The organism is Streptomyces chattanoogensis (assembly GCF_001294335.1).
Taxonomy (GTDB): domain Bacteria; phylum Actinomycetota; class Actinomycetes; order Streptomycetales; family Streptomycetaceae; genus Streptomyces; species Streptomyces chattanoogensis.
In genome coordinates this window covers 26,236-45,104 of sequence record NZ_LGKG01000156.1, presented here as the reverse complement: position 1 = coordinate 45,104, position 18,869 = coordinate 26,236, and the positions used below count along the sequence as shown (strand labels likewise).

The following is an 18,869-nucleotide window of genomic DNA, read 5'->3' as shown; positions in this document are numbered from 1 at the left end:
GGCCGGCATTGCCGTATACGGCGGAAACGCCACCCGCACGAGGTGGACCGTGGCCAGCGCCCACACCCAACCGGCGATCTTTCCGCGCACCCCAGCGGCAGTCGTTCGTTCCGTCCTTCCGGCTCCGACACGACCCGTCGGGAACACCCTTCCCTGCGGCGCTCGTCCGCGAGTCAGCGTGCAGGCGTGGGGAAGTCGGGCGAGGAGCTCTGTCCGCCACCCATAGCGAAGGGTGGGGAATTTCAAGGTTCTGTCAGCGATTTCGTGAATGCCGCGGTCAAAGGGCTGCGCCGACGGGAATGCCCTGGTCCATGGAGGACGTCTGCCCATCGGCCGAGGGCTTGTTCTTTCCTCGGACTACTGATGTGCGGGTCGGGCGCGTGGCGGCACTCGCGAACGGAACGCTGGTCCACCTGTCCAGCACACACTCAATCGACTGCTCCTGCACGACCGCGTATCGGCTTCGCTCACCTCCATCGAAGTTTCGGCATGAAATCTTCCGGGCGCCGGACTGGCCTACTTTTCGGCGTGCCAAACGGTGAGCTCGAACGAGGCGAGCACCGACGAGGCGGTGCACATCGCACGGCCTTCCCATTGGCGGGCTACCGCCATGTCGTCGGCACGCTCTGGCGCCTCGCCGACAATGCCGCCGCACGTATTGCGGACAACTTCTCTTTCGGCCTCGCACCCTCGTTCCACGCCGACGACACCGCAAGAATGCCGCACCGAGCCGTATGCGGGCTGCGCGGGGATGCGCCGGACAAACCGTCAGGTTGGGCCGCTCCCATCCACCCGGGCCGCTGACCGCTGGGGCGTGTATCGAATGCGCCTGGTGAGGATGGCGGAGAGCCCATTTGTGATCCAGAATGACGGGATGGTCACGCTGGAGACTCCCCGTTTGATCCTGCGTCGCTGGCGCGAGGAAGACGTTGCGCCCATGGCTGCCGTCAATGCCGACCCCGAGGTCATGCGGTGGATCCGTGACGGCAGCGTCCGTGACGAACAGCAGACTCGCGGCGGGGTCCAGGCATGGGAGAGCGAGTGGGAGTCACAGGGCTTCGGCCTGTTCGCCGTGGAGATCCGGTCCACTGGCGAGCTGGCCGGGTTCACCGGCCTTTCGGTGCCCGGCTTCTTGCCGGAGGTCCTGCCGGCGGTTGAGGTCGGCTGGCGGCTGGGGCGTTCCCACTGGGGGCAGGGCTTGGCCACCGAGGCCGCTGCGGCCGCTGTGCGGTTCGGGTTCGCAGAGCGAGGGCTGGAGCGGATCGTCAGCATCGCTCAAGTGGGCAACGACGCCTCCGAACGGATCATGGCCAAACTGGGGATGCATCTGGTCCGTGAGACCGTCAATCCCACCTGCGGTCGGCGAGTGCGGGTGTTCGAGTTGTTGTCGGACCAGTACGTCACCACCACTCGTTGATGGCGGCAACGAGGAGGTGGCCTCGTAGCGGACCACGAGTTTGTCGTAGCTGGTGGCCACGGCTCGACGTCTCTTGAGGCGATTGATGACGCACTCGACCGCGTGCCGGGCGTTGTAGTCCTCTGGGTCGAACTTCGGTGGCCGGCCACCGTTGGACCCGCCGTCGGGCAGTCCTGTACCAAGGCGCCGGCGGATCTTGGGGAGGGAGAGGTCCGCGGCGAGCTTTGCCGTTTGGCGTCGAAGGTCCTGGCGATGCTGTGGGCCGATTCCCCCGACATGAAGTCGTGGAAGTTCCGGACGACGACGTCGGCTTCATCCGGGACTTGTCCCTTGCGTTCGCCCTTGCGTTCGCTCTTGCGGACTCAGCCGTGGCGATGCGGCCTGCGCGAGTCCATTCTGGGCTGCGGAGAGGTGATGCCGGGTCACGTGGCGGGCCGTGTCCTCGGAGGACTTGAGCGCCCTCACGCACATCATGCGGGCCATGTGGCGGTCGCTCTCGTTGATGAGGTTCATGCGGCCGTCATTGGCGCCCGCGACCGGGTGCTTGACGTATTCGCGACGCTGTCGATGAGGTCTTCGAGATCTCGTGGCTGGCGGACGAGCCGGTCGAGGTCGTAGAAGATCACTCCGTCGATGACGCCGTGGGCGAGGCCGGCGAGCAGCAGGCGGATTTCGGGGCGCGCCGCAGGAACGCTGAGTGACCGCCGCGGGCAGAGTGCCTTGAGGCGTACGGTCTCCCCTCGTGGTCAGTTGCGTGGGAGGAGAGCAGAGATGACCGTGACCTGCCGCAATAGAGTGCGCGAGCAGGAGGGGCTCGGGCTTCTGGGCACCACATGGCACAGGTTGTCAGAAGCGTCTTCTGGCGTCCACGTGGTCCAGGTCGGGGCCGTTTACGCAGGTGGGGGACTTGTGGTCCATGCGTGTCGACGGTGTTGGTGAGATACGCGTGAGAGAACGCGACAGGTGAGGAACCCCCGTCGGGCAGGTGCCGACGGGGGTTCCTGCGTTTGCGGGATCGTGGCGGTTGCCTCGGGGGTTCACAGTCCCGACAGCGGATCTACGACGTCCCGGTGCCGATCGGCTCCACTCCGGTCTACTACTACGAGACCAACTCCTGGCAGACCAGCTCGCTGTTCGTGCAGTCCCGCACCAACAACTGGGGCCTGACGCAGTTCCTCGCCGCCCTCGGGACCAGCACCGCCGCCCTGAAGAAGGGCGCGCTCACCATCGCGCCGGAGCAGGCCGCCAAGGTCGGCTGGGACTTCAGCGCCGACTGGCCCTGGCGGGGCGTCACGGTGGACCGCCCGGCGCCGCAGCCCGCCCAGCGGATCGTGGTGAGCGACGACGAGCCCGGGCACCCGGTCGTCTACGTCGTCTCGGCCGTGCGGTTCCGATCCGTGCCCGTCGCCTCCTGACCCGGGCGCCAGGACCGCGTCAGGGAGCCGGTCACCCCCTGGTCACCCGGGCTTCCCCGCCGGGGTGTTCACCTTGCGGAAGGCGTGCCAGGCCGCGTCCGCGAGGTGGGAGGCCAGTGGGTGGGTGCCGTGCACGGGGAAGGCCAGGTGGGTGCGGACCAGTGGGGCATCCCGCAGCGGGACGAGGCGGACACCCGGGTGGGTGTAGCGACGCGCGGCCGAGGCGGGGGCGGTTCCGAACCCGGCCCCGGCCGCGACCTTCTCCAGCCACTCGTCGAAGTTCCGGCACTCGGCGCCGACTTCCGGACGCGTGCCGTCGGGCCACATCCAGGGGAAGGTCGTGCCGCTCACGACGTTCACCACCAGCGGCCACCGCGCCAACTCCGCCCACCGCACCTCCGGCCGCCGGGCCAGCGGCGAGGCCGTGGGCACCGCGGCGATGCGTTCCTCCTCATACAGCTGTACGCAGCGCACGCCCCTGGCCTGTATCTCGCCGCGCAGCAGCGCGACATCGACGTCTCCGGTGTCCAGCCCGGCCATCGCGGTGTCCCGGCGCACCAGCTCCACCTCCGAGGCGTTCTCCCTGCCGAAGCGGACGGCGAGCGTCGAGAGGAGCTCGGGCAGCCCCCAGGCGAATCCGATGCGCAGGGCCTGGCCCCCGCGGATGTCGGCGAGGGTCGAGTCGAGTTGCCGAATGATCGGCATGAGCGACTCGCGCAGGCGGCTGCCCTTGGGGGTGAGTGCGATACGGCGGGTGGTGCGGTCGAAGAGGCGCACCCCGAGGGACTCCTCCAAGGCGCGGATGCTGCGGGTGAGTGTCGGCTGAGCGAGGTGAAGCCGTTTGCTGGCGGCGGTGAAACTGTTTTCCTCCGCCACGGCAAGGAAGTTGCGGAGATGACGAAGATCGACATTCATACGGCCAGAGCATAGGCGAGACGGGAAAGCTATTTCCTTGATCCAGATCACCCTGCATAGGCTTGAGGAGTGCCGCCCGCCGGGTGTGCCCGCGGCTCGCGGCGCCGGCCGGAGGCCGTCGTAATTCGCTTGCGTGTAACGGGGGTTGAAAGTGCCGAGCTCGCCATGCTCGCTTCACGTGTTCTTGACGGGCTGATTCCGCACAGGGCGGCCCGTATGCCCGCCCGGGGCTGATCGGCAGGAGCCGGGCTTCGTTCTCACCACATCCGCCGCCGGAATTCCGGCCCGGCCCTGGGGGTTGTGGCCTGGCGTGAACTACCAATTTTTTACTGATCGTTGAGTTTAAGAAAGGTATTGACGTGCCCGAAGTCGAGACACGGAACGGCCCCATCGAGTACACCTTCCTCGACGGTGATCCCGAGGCGGCTCCGCTGGTCTTTGTGCACGGCGGCACCGGAGCCATCGCCACCTGGAACCGGTTTCCCCGGCTCCTCGCCGCGCGGACCGGGCGTCGCGCGCTGCTCTTCTCCCGTCACGGCAACGGTTTCTCCGGGCCGGCGAAGCTGCCGCGCGCCCCCCGCTACATGCACGAGGAGGGGCAGGAGAAGCTGCCCGAGCTGCTGGACCTGCTCGGAGTGGAACGGCCCGTGCTCGTCGGGCACAGCGACGGCGGCTCGATGTCCCTGCTGTACGCCTCCGTCCGGCCGGTCGAGGCGGTGGTCGCGCTCGGCCCGCACCTGTACTGCGAGGAGTCCACCCTGCGGGGTGTCCGGGCAGCCCGTGAATCCTTCGACTCCGGCGGGGCGTTCGCCAAGCGGGTGGCGATGATGCATGCCGACCCGAAGACGGTCGTGGAGGGGTGGAGCGATGTCTGGCTGTCACCCGCGTTCCGCACCTGGAGCATCGAGGGCGACCTCGACGTCACCGCGCCCGTTCTGCTGATCCAGGGCGACCAGGACGAGTACGGCACGCTCGGGCAGCTCGATGCCGCCGAGCGGGCGCTGTCCGGACCGGTGCGGCGCGAGGTGATCGAAGGCGGCGGCCACTACCAGCACATGGCCGACGACCCGGAGCGCGTCGTGGCGGCCATCAGTTCCTTCCTCACCGAGTTCGTGCCCGGCCACCGCGCCCCGGAGGCACACGTATGAGCCCGGCGGAACCCCTGCGCCCGCACCCCGCAGGCCCCCTCACCGCCCCGGACGGCGGACGGTTCCCGGGCTCCGCGGACGACGTCAGACTGGACGGCCTCCTGGCCCGGGCCGCCGCGCTGCACCCCGAACGGCCGGCCCTGGCCGCCGCGGGCGAGAGCTGGACCTACGCCGAAGTGGAGCGCGGCGTCGAGACGCTGGCCGGGCAGCTCACCGCGGCGGGGGTGGTCCCGGGCGATCGGGTCGGCGTGTACGCCCCCAAGTCAGCCGCTGCCGTACTGGCCATCTACGCCGCGCTGCGGGCCGGGGCGGTGGTGGCCCCCCTCGATCCCGCGGACCCCCCGGCCCGCACGGCACGGATGGCCCGCGCCGCCGGGCTCTCGGTGCTCCTGACCCCGGACCGCAGCCTGCCTGCCGGCCGAAGCGCCGCCGCCGAGGCTGCCGAAGGGGCCGAGACCACAGAGGGCACCCTCGACCACGGGCTCAACTGGCTCCGCCTGAGGGTCGGGGCGGACCGCCCGGCTCCGCTGCCCGCGCCCACGGACCGGGGCGGCTACATCCTGTTCACCTCCGGCAGCACCGGCTGGCCCAAGGGAGTCCTGCTCTCGCACGCCAACGTCGCCCACTTCGCATTGTGGGCCGCGGCGGAGCTGGGGCTCCGTGAGACCGACCGGGTGGGCTCGCAGGCATCCCTCACCTTCGACCTCACCACCTTCGACCTGTTCAGCACCGCCTCGGCCGGTGCCTGTGCGGTCCTGATGCCGGACCTGCTGCGCGCCTTCCCGCGCGATGTGGTCGGCTGGCTGCGGGAGCACCGGATCACCGTCTTCTACGCCGTGCCCTCCCTCTATCACGGGATGCTCCAGCGGGGCGGAATAGCCGAGGAGGGCCTGCCGCCCTCCCTGCGCGTGGCCGCCTTCGCCGGCGAGCCGTTCGTCCCCCAACTCCTGGAGAAGTACCTGGGTTTGATGGGGGAGCGGATACCCTTCTACAACCTCTACGGGCCCACTGAGACCAACGTGTGCACGTATCTGCGGGTGCCCCCCGACTGGCGGGCCGGCCAGGAGCTGAGCGTCGGCCGCCCCATCGCGGGCGACGTCGTCGAGGTGCTGGACGAGGACGGCCGGCCGACCGACGGCGAGGGCGAGATCCACGTCGCCGGACCCACCGTCTTCCAGGGCTATCTGCAGCAGGGCGAACTGCGTGACCCCACCCGCACCGTTCCCTTCCGCGACGGCACGGTGCGCCGTGCCTACGCCACCGGGGATCTGGGCCGCATCGACGACCAGAACCGCGTGCTGCTGCGGGGGCGGCGCGACTCCCAGGTCAAGCGGCGCGGTCACCGCATCGACCTGCTCGACGTGGAAAGCGCCGTCCTGGACCTGCCCCAGGTCGCGACCGCCGCGGTCGTTGCCAAGGAGGGCGCCCACCGCGGCGAGATCTGGGCGTACGTCCAGAGCAGAGGAGCGGCCCTCACGGCCAGGACACTGCTGACCGAGCTGCGCGCGGCGCTGCCCCAGCGGATGCTCCCGGACCGGGTGATCCCCGTGGCCGCGCTGCCGCTCACCGCCCGCGGCAAGGTTGACCGTCTCGCGCTGAGCACCCGGGCGCCGGACCTGCCGCACACCGACCAGACCATCGACCAGCGCGCCGGTCGGACCACTGACCGGACCACTGACACCGAGGAGATATCCGCGTGAACAGCGTCGAAGACCTCTGCACCCTGATCAGCAGCAAGATCACCTGGGGGCGCGGCGAGGACCCGCAGCAGCTGACCGCCGACACCCCGCTGCTGGAGATGGGCCTGCTCGACTCGCTGGCCATCATGGAGATCGTCAGCGCGCTGGACAAGGAACACGGCCTCGCCCTGCCCGACGGCGAGGTCGTGGCCGCCAACTTCCGTACCCCCAAGGCGCTGTGGACGCTCATCGAGAACCTCCCCGCCGGAGCCGCGAAGTGACCTCACCCGTCGACCGCCTGCTGCGCAGCGGCGACCAGGAGACCGAGGCGCTCGTCGACGCCTGTCGGGAGCAGGCCGAGCCGCTCGCCGAGCAGCTACGGGAGAAGGACTTCCGCACGCAGTGGGAGGCGATGGCCGACCTCGGCGTGCTGCGGCTGGCCGAGGACGGCGGTGCGCGCCCCGGACCGGTGACCCGCTCCCTGGCCATGATCGAGGGCATCGGGCTGGCCGGCATCGACCCGGGCGTGTGCTACGCCCTGGCGTCCCAGGTGTTCGGCATGGAGTTCCCGCTCCGTGCCGCACTGCCCGGGCCCGCCTGGGAGGCGATCGCGCACATCCAGGACGGGCGGGCGCTGCTGTGCCACGCACTGACCGAGCGCGGCGGCGGAAGCGACCCACTGTCGATGGAGACCCGCGCCCGGCGGGAGGGCGACGGCCATGTGCTGGACGGCGCCAAGACCTTCATCACCGCCGCGCCGGTCGCCGACCACGCGATCGTCTTCGCCCGCACCGCCGAGGGCCGCCACCCCTTCGCCCTCTCCGCCTTCCTGTTCCCGCTCGACCTGCCGGGAGTCACCCGCAGTGAGCCGTTCGCCAAGACCGCCCTGCCCCAAGTTCCCATGGGCGAGCTGGTCTTCAAGGCCGCACGGCTGCCGGCCGGCTCGCTGATCGGCGAGGAGGGATCGGGGCTGGCCCTGATGGCCTCCACCACCGCCTGGGAGCGCGCCGTGCTGCTCGGCTACGCCCTCGGCCCGATGCGCCGCACCCTGCGCCGCATCGTGGCGTGGGCCGGCGAGCGCGAGCACTTTGGCCGCCGTATGGGAGCCAGTCACCAGGTCGCCTCCCGCGTCAGCGAGATGGCGCTCGCGCTGCACCGCTCCCGGGTGCAGGTGTACGCGCTGGCCGCCCGCCTGGACGCCGGCACACCCGCCCGGCAGCTGGCGGCCGAGGCGGCCCTCACCAAGATCTCGGTATCCGAGGACTACGTCCGGTTCACCGAGCACGCCACCGCGCTCTCCGGCGTGAGGGCCTTCATCGCCGACTCCGACCTCCCGGCCGACCTGCACAGCCCGATGGCCGCGCTGACCTACGCGGGCACCAACGACCTGCTGCGCGTGGGCGTGGCCCGCCAGTTCGGCCTCCCGGTCGAGAACTGACCCCGAAGGACACTGATGACGCTGCCAACACACGTGGACGATCTCCTCAAGCTCGCCGTGGAGACCGGCGAGACCCTCGCGCCGCTGGCCGCCGAGGTGGACGCCGGCCGCTCGAACGGCCACGAGGCGTACCGCATCGTGCGCGAGGCCGGCCTGCTCGGCCTGCTCATCCCCCGCGAGGCCGGCGGCGCCGGCCTCAGCTTCGGCACCTACACACGCGTCCTGGAGCAGCTGGGCATCCGCAACGGTGCCGCGGCCCTGGGCTTCAACATGCACAACGTGGTCATCGGCGCCCTCGCCGACACCGCGGGGACGCCGCTGCCCCCGGCCGCGGAGGCCTTCCGCTCCTGGGTCTTCGACGAGGTCGTCAGCCACCGCAGGATGTTCGCCTCCGCCGTCTCGGAGGCCGGCAACGGCGCCAAGCTGCGCGGCATGAGCACCACCTACCGGCTCAGCGAGGACCGCGAGCACTACGTCCTGAACGGCGAGAAGTCCTTCGTCTCGCTCGCCGGGGCCGCCGACTACTACGTCGTGGCGGCCCGCGCCGAGGGCGGCGAGAGCAGCGAGGTCTCGCACTTCGTCGTCGCCGCCGACGACCCGGGCGTCAGCTTCGGCCAGGTCCACCGCATGGCCGCGATGAACGGCACCAGCACCGCCGGGATGACGCTGGACGCGGTGACCGTCCCCCGCTCCCGCCTCTACCTCAGCGTCGAGGGCATGTCGCTGTTCAAGCTCGTCCGCGAACCACACTGGATGACCGCCGGGTACACCGGCGCCTACCTGGGCATCGCCGAGGCCATCTACCGCTTCACCGTGGACCACGTCACCTCCTCGCCGCGGCGCGCCGAGGACCCCGTCATCCAGCACGACCTGGGGCGGATGTCGGCCCGGCTGCGGGCGGCCCGCGCGCTGGTGCACGAGGCCGGCGACCTCATCGACAGCGAGCGCGGCAGTGTGGAGGCCAACGCCATGGTGCACGCCGCGAAGTACGTCGTCAGCGAGGTGGGACCCGAGCTGGGACGCGACGCGGTGCGGGTGTGCGGCTCGGCGGCGGTCAGCGGCAGGGCCCCGTTGGAGCGGCTGATCCGTGAGGCGTCGTTCTCGTCGGTGATGCCCGCCAAGCCGCACGACTGTCTGGAATACCTCGGCAAGGCCGCGGTCGGGGTCAACCTGCGCGACGCGCGGACCTTCTCATGGTGACGCCGGTGACCTCGGTGACCTCGACCCCGTCCACGATGCCACCGGCCCCGTCGCCCGCGCGCGAGGAAGAGGGGATCGGCCCCGAGGCGTTCCGCGCGCTGATGGGATCGCACGCCGGTGCCGTGGCCGTGATCACCACTGCCGACGAACGGGGGAACCCCTACGGCTTCACCTGCACCGCGCTGTGCTCGCTCTCCCTGGACCCGCCACTGCTGCTGGTCTGCGTCTCGAACACGGGCCGCACGCTGCCGGTGCTGGTCGAGCGCGGCGAGTTCGTGGTCAACCTCCTGCACGGCCGGGGCCGCCGGGCCGCCGAGGCGTTCGCCGGCCGCACGGCGGAACGCTTCTCGTCGGTGCCTTGGGAGGCTGCCCCCGACAGCGGGGTGCCCCTGCTGCGGGAGGACTCCCACACACTGGCCCGCTGCCGCGTGGACAGGTTGCACCCGGCCGGGGACCACACCATCGTCATCGGCGAGGTGGTGTGGACCGACGCCTCCGAGGAGACCGGCCCGGGGCCGCTGCTGTACGGCAGGCGCCGCTACGTGGCCTGGCCCGACTAGGGCCTGTCCGATGGGTCAGGGTCGGACAGGCCCTAGCGGACGGAGCCCGGCCGGTCCGTCTCCTGGCGTCGGAAACCCCGCGGCGCGCGGGCCCGCCCATGGTCAGGGAACCGGCGGGCGTGGGGAGTCCACGCCCTCGGTGAGCCTGCGCACGGCCGCCTCGGCGTCCCGGTCATCGGGCAGATAGCACAGGAAGTGATGACCGGGCTCGTCGACGGCGGCCAACTTCACGTAGCGCAACCGCAGTTCCCCCACCTCGGGGTGCCTGAAGTGGCGCACCGCGGGCTGGTAGGCCGCCGTCTCCCGCCGGCCGTACCAGTTGGCCGCGTCCGGGTCCTTGGTGACCTCGGCGACGATCTCGGCGTACCGCCGGTCCTCGGGGTGGTGGGCCGCGTGCGCGTGGAACTGTCCCAGCAGGGAGCGCGCCTCGGACTCCCAGTTGGCGATCAGGGCACGGGCGGGTGCCCAACGGAACACCAGCCACGGAAGGTTGCGCTGTTTGGGAGGCAGCCGCGCGGGGTCGGTCAACAGCGCCGCGTAACCGGCGTTCCAGGCGAGCAGGTCCCAGTGCGGGTCGATGACCGCGGCCGGGTTCGGCGAGACCGACTCGACCAGCGACAGCAGGTTGCGCGAGACCCACCCCGGCGACCCTCCGCCCGGTGCCGGATCGTCGACGAACGACAGGACGTGCGCGGTGTCGGCCTCGTTGAGCCGCAGGGCCCGCGCCACCGACCGCAGCACCTGCGCGGAGGTGCGCACCCGCCCCTGTTCCAGCCAGGCGTACCAGGAGGCGCTGATTCCGGCCAGTTCGGCCACCTCGCCGCGGCGCAGCCCCGGGGTGCGCCGTCGCGGCGCCACCGGCAGGTCCAGTTCGGCGGGGGTGAGGCGTTCCCGGCGCGAGCGGAGGAACGCGCCGAGCTCCCTGCGCAGCGCCTGCGCCCGGCTTCCCTGCGCCGGGCTTCCCTCACCGGACAGCCGCTCCACCCCGGTCATTCCGCTTTCCCTTCCCCGTCCTCGTAGCGCCGTGGTGTCCGCCCGACCGCGCACCGCAGAGTGTGAGCGATCGTAATCGCCTGAGGTGACCCTCCGGACAGCCGAGGTGGTGATCTTGACGGAGCCCGGGGACGGCCCGGGCCCGGAAAGGAGAGACCCGCCCGTGTCCACCGTACCGACCGCCGCACCCCCCGACACCAGCGCCCTGTCCGGCCGTTCCCTCTGGCTGCTGCGCTCAGCCGGGTTCGTCAGCAACTTCGACCGCTTCTGCATCACGCCCATGCTGGTGCTCATCGCCGTCCGGCTCGGCGTCAGCATGGCCACTGCAGTGCTCACGGCCAGCGTCTACTTCCTGTGCTACGGCCTGACGCAGCCGCTGTGGGGGCTGGCCAGCGACCGGTTGGGCCGGGTGCGCGTGATGCGGCTCTCGCTCATGGCGGGTGCGCTCGCCTCGCTGCTGTCCACCCTCGCCCCCGGCATCACCGTCCTGATCGCGGCCCGCGCCCTCGCCGGGGCCTGCTACGCCGCCTGCGTACCGGCCTCGCTGAGCTATGTCGGCGACGTGGTGCCCGCCGAGTTCCGCCAACGCCCGCTCAGCGACCTGATGACCGCCATCTCCCTGGGGACGGCGCTGGGCACCGTGGTGGCCGGGGTGCTGGCGAACTACGCCGGCTGGCGCACGGTGTTCCTGCTGCCGGGCCTGATCGCCGCCTACCTCGCCTGGGCGCTGCGGCGCCTGGCCGAGCCGGAACGGGAGCCCGCCGGTTCCCTCCTGGCACCCTTCCGTGTCGTGCTGGGCTCGTGCTGGATGTGGTACCTCATGGCCGTCGCCGTGGTCGAAGGAGCCGTACTGTTGGGCTTCCTGACGTACCTGGCCCCCGCACTGGAGGCCCGGGGCGTGCCGACGGCCCTGGCCGGGGCTACCTCCGCGCTGTACGGTGCCGGGGCCATGGGGTTCGCGCAGGTGGTCAAGAGGCTTGTGGGGCGGTGGAGTCCGGCCGCGCTGATCCTGGTGGGCGGGGCGCAGGCGGCCGCGGCCTACGCCGTCGCGGCGGCGAGCCGGTCGCTGCCGGCGCTGGCGGTCACCGCGCTGCTGCTGGGCGCCAGTTGGTCGTTCATGCACACCACGCTGCAGTCGTGGGCGACCGTGCTCGTCCCGGCGGCCAGGGCCACCAGCATCGCGATGTTCGGCGTCAGCCTCTACGGCGGCAGCGCGCTCGCCAGCGGCATGACGGCCGCCGCGGCCGCCGGCCACCAGTACGGCCGGCTCTTCCTGATCGCCGCGCTGCTGACCGTTCCACTGACCCTCGCGGCCGTCGTGGGCCGCGCCCGCTACCGCTGAGCGCGCACCGGCCTCAGGAGGCGGAGGCGCCGACGACACCCGTGTTCTGGCCGGCCGACACGTACCACTTCCCGTCCCTTCTGACCAGCACCCAGGTGCCCACGTTCTCCCGCCGGTGCTGCGCCATGGCGACGGGCTGTCGGAAGAAGACCACCGCGACGTCGGGGCTGGGAAAGGTGATGGACTCGATCTCGTACCAGGTCTCGATGCCGTCCGCGTGCCCGCCGAAACGCTCCCGGTGATACGCGTGCAGCGCCTCCCAGCCCACGAACCGTGTGCCGTCCACCGCCGTGAACACGACGTCCTCGGTGAAGCGCCGGTCGAACCGCACGGCGTTCTGCTCGGTGAAGGCCGACTCCAGCTCCTGGAAGAGCGCCGTGATGCGGCGTGCGTCGTCGGACTGGAAGGTCGAAGTGCCTGGCTGGACGGTCATGTTGCGCTCCTTCGATGGGGATTGTGCTCCTCGGACGGGTCCGTTCCGTTCCTCCTCCCGATCACGCTAAGACGACAGGTGCGTGCACGTGCAAGTGGCTCTCGAGGGCAAACGTCAACTGTCGGCCACGACCGGCGGATTGCCGATGGTGGCGCGGGCGCCCACGGGCGCCGGACCGTGTGCGGAACGGGTCCAACGCCCGCCGCCCGCACGCTCGGGAAGGCGCTTCGCGGTCCGGCCCCGCCAGGACGATCACGGGTTTTCGCCCCGAACGTCCGCCGTCGGACGCCGGCGTTGATGGCGAGAACTGTGCCGTGCGCACCGTCACACTGCGCACCGTCACACTGCGCCGGATCCGCTCAGGCGGGCCGCGATGTCAGAGTCGTACCGTGAGGAGAATCCTTACGGCATACGACTGTCGGACGGTTCCCGGTCCGGGGAACCTGGTGAACAAGGAACGAAGGAACGTCAGTGAAGATTCTGGTGACCGGTGCGACCGGTAACGTCGGCCGTCTCGTGACCGAAGAACTCCTCGACGCGGGTGTGGAGGTCCGGGCCCTGACCCGGAATCCGGCCACGACCGGCCTGCCCGCCGGGGCGGAGGTCGTCGCCGGCGACCTCTCCGAACCCGGCACGCTCCGGAAGGCGTTGGACGGCGTTGAACGGATGTATCTGTTTCCCATCCCCCAGGCCGTCCGCGAGGTGGTCGGCGCCGCCGAGCGGGCCGGGGTGCAGCGTGTCGTCACACTGTCCTCGGGCGCCGTGACCGCCGGGTTCGACACCCTCCACCACCTGCCGGTGGAACAGGCCGTCGAGGCGTCCGGCATGGAGTGGACCCATGTGCGCGCGGGCGAGCTCGCGACGAACAAGGTGGCCCTCTGGGGGCCGTCCATCCGCGAGGAACGGGTGGTGCGCCACCCGAACCTCGACGTGGTCTGGTTCCCCGTGCACGAGCGGGACATCGCCGATGTGGCCGTCCTCGCGCTGCTCGGGGACGGCCACCACGGCGCGGCCTACACGGTCAACGGGCCGCCGGTCAGCCTGCGCGACCAGGTGCGGGCCATCGCCGAGGCCCTCGGGGAGGAGATCCACTGCGAGCGGGTCACTCCGGAGGAGGCCCGGGAGCGGTATGTGCGCCAGGGAGGGTTCGCCGCGGTGGCCGCGGACTTCCTGCTCGGTTTCGTGGATCACGCGGGAAACCCCGCCGACCCGCACGCGACGGCCGCGTTCGACACCTCCGCGCTGGGCCCGCAGCCCACCGTGCGGGAAGCCACCGGCGCCGTGCCGCGGACCTTCGCCCAGTGGGCCCGTGACCACGTCGCCGACTTCCGCTGAGCGCACGGTGACGGCGGCCGGAGCGTCCGTGCCGGGGGCCGGCTCCATGCGGCTTCCGGCACCGACGCCCGGCCGCCTACGCCCACGTCAGAGCGGCCGGATCACCGGACGTGTGAGGATCTTCGCGAGACCGCCACAGCGTGGGACGGTTTGACGGGCCGGACGCCTTGGGCACGGCAGCTGACTGACGGTGCGTCCGTCGCCGGTCATCGCGGCCAGCAGGTGCACAACCCGCGCGTCACCGCGGCGGGGGCCGCGGGCGGAAGAAGTTCTCCTAGCCGAAGATGTCTTGGTACTCGCCGGCTGCCTTCGGTGCCTCTTGAGCCGGGCCGCACCATCGAGTAGCGAGTACTGCGTGTGAACGTGAAGATGTGTGAACGGCTGTGTCACGGGCGGGCCGTCCGAGAGGGCACAGGGCATGCCAGACACCCCTGCGAGAGGGGTGAGGCCGGCTGCGGACGCTGTCGGCCCTAGCCCTGTGGAACGGCGCATAGCTCCCAAGGCGTACTGCGGAACACATCCGTCCGGCCCGGGTGGCAACGACGTCTGCCCGTGTCTGAAGGGAGACCGCAGAGCGCCGCAACTCCACTCCCCAGTCGACTGCGGGGGCGCCCACGATGGCCGACGGTGAGCACGAGTCCACGGGACGGCACTGACGCCGGGAGACAATGGCCGGGGCGGGCTCCGTCAGACGGGATGAAGCTCGGCGAGAACCCGTGCCGAAGGACCGGCGCCATCAGCCCGCCGGACCAGCTTTCAAGATCACGGCCGATACTCGTGCCGGACGCGCTCAGCCCACGAAGGAACGGCGGGGGCATTTCCCATGTCGCTGTGTCCAGCCCCTGCGGAGCCATTCCCCAGTCTTGACAGTCGATCATGCAGAACTTCGGCCCTGCGAAGTTGCGAAGAAAGTGGTATCGGCGCTGCCAGGTGGCCTGAGCCGGTAGCTGTTGTGAGCAGGACGATCCGGGCCGGCGTGTCGCGGGTGATGGCATAGGAAGCCCGGCCGGATCCCTTGCTCCGGCCGGAGCAACGGAGGCTCTGCCGTACTTCCCTCGAAGGAGGAGCACGGCTGACGGCGGTGACGGGTGACGCACCCGTCGGTGAGGTCTTCATCGCGTCGCGCCATTCCCCATGACCAGGTCCTCGACCCGGCAGGTCTCGCCGATGATCAGGTCGTACAGGTTCTCCAGGAATCCGGTGTCGATGCCGTGCGTCTCCCCATACTGTGCCGCCCGGCCTTTGACCAGCTCTATCCGGCCCGGCTGCATCATCGGGACGTCAAACGCCGATTTGTGCCGCGCGATGCGGACGCAGCAGTCGATCCGTCGCCGCAGTGCTTCGAGGAGTTCTTGGTCGATACCGTCGAGTTCGGCCCGCAGCCGCGCCAGCCGCTGTTCGCCGTTCTGCTCATTCGTTACGTCGGTCATGGAGCACACCACTTTCGTTCGTCGCAGGTCATCAGGACTCTGGAGCCGTCAAGAGTCGCTGGGGGCAGGGCTGTCGCACTGCGTCGGCGGGGCCTGGAGCGCCGCGAACGCCCGCTCGCAGCGCATCTGATACTGCGTAAGTTCGGGGCCCAGGAAGCCCCGTATCCGGGCGAACGCGGACGCCATGTCCCGCTCCTGCCCGTCGGCCACCAGGTCGGCGAGCTGCCGCAGCGCCTTCGCCAAGCCGTCACGCGCCTGTGCGGCATGCGGGTTGGCTGCCTGGATGTCCCAGTACACCTCGGGGGCGCCCCCGGCCATCCGGGCGAGCAGCGACAGCAGCGTCGCGTGCGGTGGCGGCGCCGCCGCTGTCAGCTGTCCGATGTCGACCGGGGCTTCACAGAGGGCGAACCCGAAACCGAGGACAGCAGCGTGGGTCAGTGCCTGGGTGACCGCGGTGATCCGGTCGTGCTCGTCCGGTCCGAGCATCAGCAGCCGCCCTCCCCACTCCTCGATCAGGGCCAGGAAGGCGGTGACACCGGGCCCTTCGCGCAGCACCACAGCGGCGACCGTCCGTCCGGCGATGCCGAGTGAGGGCGCGAACATCGGGTTGATGCTCACCTGCTCGGTCCGGCCGGGGCACCCGGCGAGTTCGGCGATCAGGTGGCTCTTGACCGAGAGTGTGTCAACGAGGACGGCGCCGGGCCGCATCAGGGCGGTGAGTGGTCCGGCCGCCGCGCGGGCGACGGGCTCGGGGACCGCCAGCAGCACCAGGTCGGCCGCGGCGATGCGCCGGGCGGCTTCGCCGCCGGGGTTCAGGGAGGTGATGTCCGCGGTGAGCCAGGTGGTGGCCTTGCTCGCCTCGCCCGACCGGGGCGCAGCGGTGTCGACCGAGCACAGCTCATCGGCCGTGGGGCGCAGCAGCTCAAGGAACATGCCGCCGACGGCGCCCGACCCGCCGACCACGACACAGCGTCGCAATCCAGGGGCCGTCATGCGAGCCCGCCCGCGGCGGCTCCGGCGGCCGTCGGGACCGGCGCGACTCTCCCGCCCGCGTCGTCCGCTTCCGCGGCCGCCTCGATCGCGGCCAGCAGGGCACGCGCCTTGACCAGGGTCTCGGTGAACTCCTCCTCGTGATCGGAGAGGGCGGTAATGGCGCCGCCGACTCCGAACTCAGCCGTCCCGGACTTCACCACCAGGGTGCGGATCACGATGCTGAGGTCCACCGCACCGCTGAGGGAGAACCAGCCCAGCGCCCCCGCGTACACCCCTCGCGGGCCGTTCTCCAGCCGATCGATGATCTCCATGGTGCGCCTCTTGGGCGCACCCGTCATCGAACCGCCGGGGAAGGCCGCCCGGACGCAGCCGACGGCGGACTGGCCCGGACGGAGTGTGCCGCGGACGGTCGAGACCAGCTGGTGCACCGGGGCATAGGTCTCGACGTCGAACAGCCTGGGCACATGAACGGAGCCGACCTCGCAGACCGTGTTGAGGTCGTTGCGCAGCAGGTCGACGATCATCAGGTTCTCAGCGCGGTCCTTCTCCCGGGTGAGGAGGTCCTGCCGGAGCGCTTCGTCCTCCTCGAGGGTGGTACCGCGCGGCCTGGTGCCCTTGATGGGCTTGGACTCCACGCCGCCGGACGCGTCGACGGTCAGGAACCGCTCCGGGGAGGCGCTGAGCACAGCCATGCCAGGGAATTCGAGAAGCGCGCCGTAGGGCACGGGGCTGATGCGACGCAGCAAGGAGTACAGAGGCAGTGGGGCGGTTCCGGTGGGCACGGAGACCATGTTGGTCAGGCATATCTCGTACGACTCGCCGTTCCTGATCTCCGCCAGGCACTCGTCGATGCGCTTGAGGTAGGTGTCCTTGTCGTGCCGGACGGTCGCGGCACCGCCGAATCCGAGGCCACCGCCGGCAAGCACCGGTGCGGCCGGGGCCGGGACGTCGCGGTCCGCGAGCGCGGTCAGCCGCCGGGCGGTGTCGTCCAGCCAAGCCCTGGGCTCCTGGTCTTGGCCGCGCAGGCCGAGGCAGAGCGCGAACGCCTGCCGTTCCTGATGGTCCAGGACGATCAGCCGGTCGGCGAACACCAGCGCCGCGTCCGGGTTGTCGGAGCGGTATGCGGCGTCGCCGATCGTCTCGGCCTTCAGCTCGTACCCCAGGTAGCCGGCATAGCCGAGGTTGAACTCGAAAGGCAGCCCTTCCGGTACGGAAATGTGGCGCCGGCCGATCTGTTCCTCCAGGTACGAGAAGAACGACTGGCGGATCTCGACGCACCGGCCGTCCGAGTGGCGGACGGTCACGGACTCGTCGGCGACGCGATAGGTGAGGTACTCGCCCAGCGGGCCGTCTCCGTTGCCGAGGAACGAGAAGCGCGAGAGCCCGTCGAGGACAGCACTGCTGTCCAGCCAGAAGGCCGAGTCGGAGCCCGCGAAGAAAGTGCGGTAGACCAGTTCGGCGTCGGGCAGTCCGCCGACCCGGAGGAAATGCACCTCGTACGGGCAGGGGTAGGGGGCGGCGTCACCGGATGTGGGGGAATGGGCCGGCGCGGAGCGGCGCGCGGCGGCGAGAGCCAGATCCCGGAAGTTGGCCAGGAGTTCCCTGCCGCCCTGGCTGCCGACGGATTCGGGGTGGAATTGCACGCCCCAGACAGGCCTTTCACGGTGGCGCAATCCCATCACCTCACCCTCGTCGGTCCAGGCGACGGTTTCGAGCTCCGGCGGCAGGTCCGAGACGGCCAGCGAGTGGTAGCGCACGACCGACAGCGGCGAGGGCAACCTCTTGAACAGTCCGGTACCGGTGTGCCGGATGTCGGAGACCCGTCCGTGCACGGGGGTGGGGGCCAGGCCGACGGTCGCACCGAAGAACTGGGCTATGCCCTGGTGGCCCAGGCAGACACCGAGGATGGGCAGGCCGCTCTCCTCGATGGCCCGTCGGCTGATTCCGAAGTCGCGGGGGCGGTCCGGGCGTCCGGGGCCGGGCGAGATGACGATACCGTCGAAGTCCCCGACCGAGACCCGGGACCAGTCGTCGTCGTTGCGGATCACCACCGGCGGCCGGCCGTTCACCTCGCCGATGATCTGGAACAGGTTGTAGGTGAAGGAGTCGTGGTTGTCGATCAGAAGAGTGCGCATGGCGACCGGCACCTTCTCGTTGAGGGGTCACTGGAGGGGCGTCGAGGAAGTGCTCACAGCGGCAGTGTCTCCACCAGGAGGATCCGCCAGGTCGAGCAGGTGGCCGGTCAATGTGGCGGCCTTGTCGCAGGCGCCTTGGGGAACATCGACGGTGGCCTCACGGGCGCGGTGCACGGGGCACCCAACGGTGCCGGTTCAGCGGCTGATCGAACGGGTTTCGCATCGGACACCGAGGGTGCACGCCGCTTCCTGAGCGACCGGCGCGGCGGCGGCCACCTGGTGGACGTCCAGGTCGAAGATGCCCTCGTGCTCTTTGAGAGCCAGTTCCACTTTCATTACTACCGCCCTTCTCCGCCCACGCGGAAAACATGCGAGCACATTGCCGTTGGTCGTGGATGGCGGCTCTGCGGTGATGGTCGTTGTGGCGTCGGGTGCC

19 protein-coding genes are annotated in these 18,869 nt (G+C 70.5%); 11 read left to right on the top strand and 8 right to left on the bottom strand.

Annotated features, from left to right (window positions below):
* Nucleotides 1–363 precede the first annotated feature (363 nt).
* Together ADL29_RS46700 and ADL29_RS27700 are read left to right on the top strand one after the other, a co-directional pair.
* Nucleotides 364–804 carry a CHAT domain-containing protein gene (locus ADL29_RS46700; RefSeq protein ID WP_425424287.1) on the top strand — a complete coding sequence of 147 codons (441 nt, stop codon included), beginning with the start codon at nt 364–366 and terminating at the stop codon, nt 802–804.
* A gap of 70 nt (nt 805–874) precedes the next feature.
* On the top strand, nt 875–1,417 hold the full coding sequence (locus tag ADL29_RS27700; RefSeq protein WP_078971345.1) for a GNAT family N-acetyltransferase: 543 nt from the start codon (nt 875–877) through the stop codon (nt 1,415–1,417).
* Nucleotides 1,418–1,926: 509 nt separating this feature from the next.
* Here the strand turns inward: ADL29_RS27700 and ADL29_RS46695 are convergent.
* Nucleotides 1,927–2,088 carry a recombinase family protein gene (locus tag ADL29_RS46695; RefSeq protein ID WP_078971341.1) on the bottom strand — a complete coding sequence of 54 codons (162 nt, stop codon included), beginning with the start codon at nt 2,086–2,088 and terminating at the stop codon, nt 1,927–1,929.
* A gap of 399 nt (nt 2,089–2,487) precedes the next feature.
* Between ADL29_RS46695 and ADL29_RS27695 the strand changes: the two genes are divergently transcribed.
* A complete protein-coding gene (locus tag ADL29_RS27695; protein WP_245689658.1) occupies nt 2,488–2,832 on the top strand; it encodes a hypothetical protein in 345 nt (114 codons plus the stop codon).
* A gap of 42 nt (nt 2,833–2,874) precedes the next feature.
* Here the strand turns inward: ADL29_RS27695 and ADL29_RS27690 are convergent, their stop codons facing one another.
* Entirely contained in the window at nt 2,875–3,747 is an 873-nt protein-coding gene (locus ADL29_RS27690) for a LysR family transcriptional regulator (RefSeq protein WP_053926311.1), read from the bottom strand.
* Nucleotides 3,748–4,106: 359 nt separating this feature from the next.
* On the opposite strand from ADL29_RS27690, the gene ADL29_RS27685 reads away from it, so the two are divergent.
* From ADL29_RS27685 to ADL29_RS27660, 6 genes are read left to right on the top strand one after another with little or no spacing between them, the layout of a single operon-like run.
* Nucleotides 4,107–4,895: an alpha/beta fold hydrolase gene (locus ADL29_RS27685; protein WP_053926310.1), complete on the top strand. Its 789-nt coding sequence runs from the start codon at nt 4,107–4,109 to the stop codon at nt 4,893–4,895.
* The gene (locus ADL29_RS27680) at nt 4,892–6,595 is read left to right on the top strand and encodes an AMP-binding protein (protein ID WP_053926309.1); all 1,704 of its coding nucleotides are present in this window, start codon (nt 4,892–4,894) and stop codon (nt 6,593–6,595) included. The genes ADL29_RS27685 and ADL29_RS27680 overlap by 4 nt, the downstream gene beginning before the upstream one ends.
* Nucleotides 6,592–6,855 (top strand): acyl carrier protein, encoded by a 264-nt coding sequence (locus tag ADL29_RS27675; RefSeq protein ID WP_053926308.1) that lies wholly within the window; start codon nt 6,592–6,594, stop codon nt 6,853–6,855. The genes ADL29_RS27680 and ADL29_RS27675 overlap by 4 nt, the downstream gene beginning before the upstream one ends.
* Nucleotides 6,852–8,012, top strand: coding sequence for an acyl-CoA dehydrogenase family protein (locus ADL29_RS27670; RefSeq protein ID WP_244319298.1), 1,161 nt, complete (start codon nt 6,852–6,854; stop codon nt 8,010–8,012). Before ADL29_RS27675 ends, ADL29_RS27670 begins: the two co-directional genes overlap by 4 nt.
* A gap of 15 nt (nt 8,013–8,027) precedes the next feature.
* Nucleotides 8,028–9,212 (top strand): acyl-CoA dehydrogenase family protein, encoded by a 1,185-nt coding sequence (locus ADL29_RS27665; protein WP_046929865.1) that lies wholly within the window; start codon nt 8,028–8,030, stop codon nt 9,210–9,212.
* Nucleotides 9,206–9,772 (top strand): flavin reductase family protein, encoded by a 567-nt coding sequence (locus ADL29_RS27660; RefSeq protein ID WP_078971339.1) that lies wholly within the window; start codon nt 9,206–9,208, stop codon nt 9,770–9,772. Before ADL29_RS27665 ends, ADL29_RS27660 begins: the two co-directional genes overlap by 7 nt.
* Nucleotides 9,773–9,874: 102 nt before the next feature.
* Here the strand turns inward: ADL29_RS27660 and ADL29_RS27655 are convergent, their stop codons facing one another.
* Complete coding sequence (locus tag ADL29_RS27655; protein ID WP_053926307.1) at nt 9,875–10,765, bottom strand: helix-turn-helix domain-containing protein; 891 nt, start codon at nt 10,763–10,765, stop codon at nt 9,875–9,877.
* A gap of 163 nt (nt 10,766–10,928) precedes the next feature.
* On the opposite strand from ADL29_RS27655, the gene ADL29_RS27650 reads away from it, so the two are divergent.
* The gene (locus ADL29_RS27650; RefSeq protein ID WP_053926306.1) at nt 10,929–12,107 is read left to right on the top strand and encodes an MFS transporter; all 1,179 of its coding nucleotides are present in this window, start codon (nt 10,929–10,931) and stop codon (nt 12,105–12,107) included.
* A 13-nt stretch (nt 12,108–12,120) separates the two neighbouring features.
* On the opposite strand, the gene ADL29_RS27645 is transcribed toward ADL29_RS27650, so the two are convergent.
* Nucleotides 12,121–12,540: an SgcJ/EcaC family oxidoreductase gene (locus tag ADL29_RS27645; RefSeq protein ID WP_053926305.1), complete on the bottom strand. Its 420-nt coding sequence runs from the start codon at nt 12,538–12,540 to the stop codon at nt 12,121–12,123.
* 471 nt (nt 12,541–13,011) lie between these two features.
* On the opposite strand from ADL29_RS27645, the gene ADL29_RS27640 reads away from it, so the two are divergent.
* Nucleotides 13,012–13,875 carry an SDR family oxidoreductase gene (locus ADL29_RS27640; protein ID WP_053926304.1) on the top strand — a complete coding sequence of 288 codons (864 nt, stop codon included), beginning with the start codon at nt 13,012–13,014 and terminating at the stop codon, nt 13,873–13,875.
* Nucleotides 13,876–14,987: 1,112 nt separating this feature from the next.
* Here the strand turns inward: ADL29_RS27640 and ADL29_RS27635 are convergent.
* From ADL29_RS27635 to ADL29_RS43710, 4 genes are all read right to left on the bottom strand, one after another.
* Complete coding sequence (locus ADL29_RS27635; protein ID WP_053926303.1) at nt 14,988–15,305, bottom strand: chorismate mutase family protein; 318 nt, start codon at nt 15,303–15,305, stop codon at nt 14,988–14,990.
* A gap of 48 nt (nt 15,306–15,353) precedes the next feature.
* Nucleotides 15,354–16,298, bottom strand: a complete 945-nt coding sequence (locus ADL29_RS27630; RefSeq protein ID WP_053926302.1) for a prephenate dehydrogenase dimerization domain-containing protein — start codon at nt 16,296–16,298, stop codon at nt 15,354–15,356.
* On the bottom strand, nt 16,295–18,433 hold the full coding sequence (gene pabB / locus ADL29_RS27625; RefSeq protein WP_053926301.1) for an aminodeoxychorismate synthase component I: 2,139 nt from the start codon (nt 18,431–18,433) through the stop codon (nt 16,295–16,297). The genes ADL29_RS27630 and pabB overlap by 4 nt, the downstream gene beginning before the upstream one ends.
* 195 nt (nt 18,434–18,628) lie before the next feature.
* A complete protein-coding gene (locus ADL29_RS43710; protein WP_157878588.1) occupies nt 18,629–18,769 on the bottom strand; it encodes a hypothetical protein in 141 nt (46 codons plus the stop codon).
* Nucleotides 18,770–18,869: the final 100 nt, after the last annotated feature.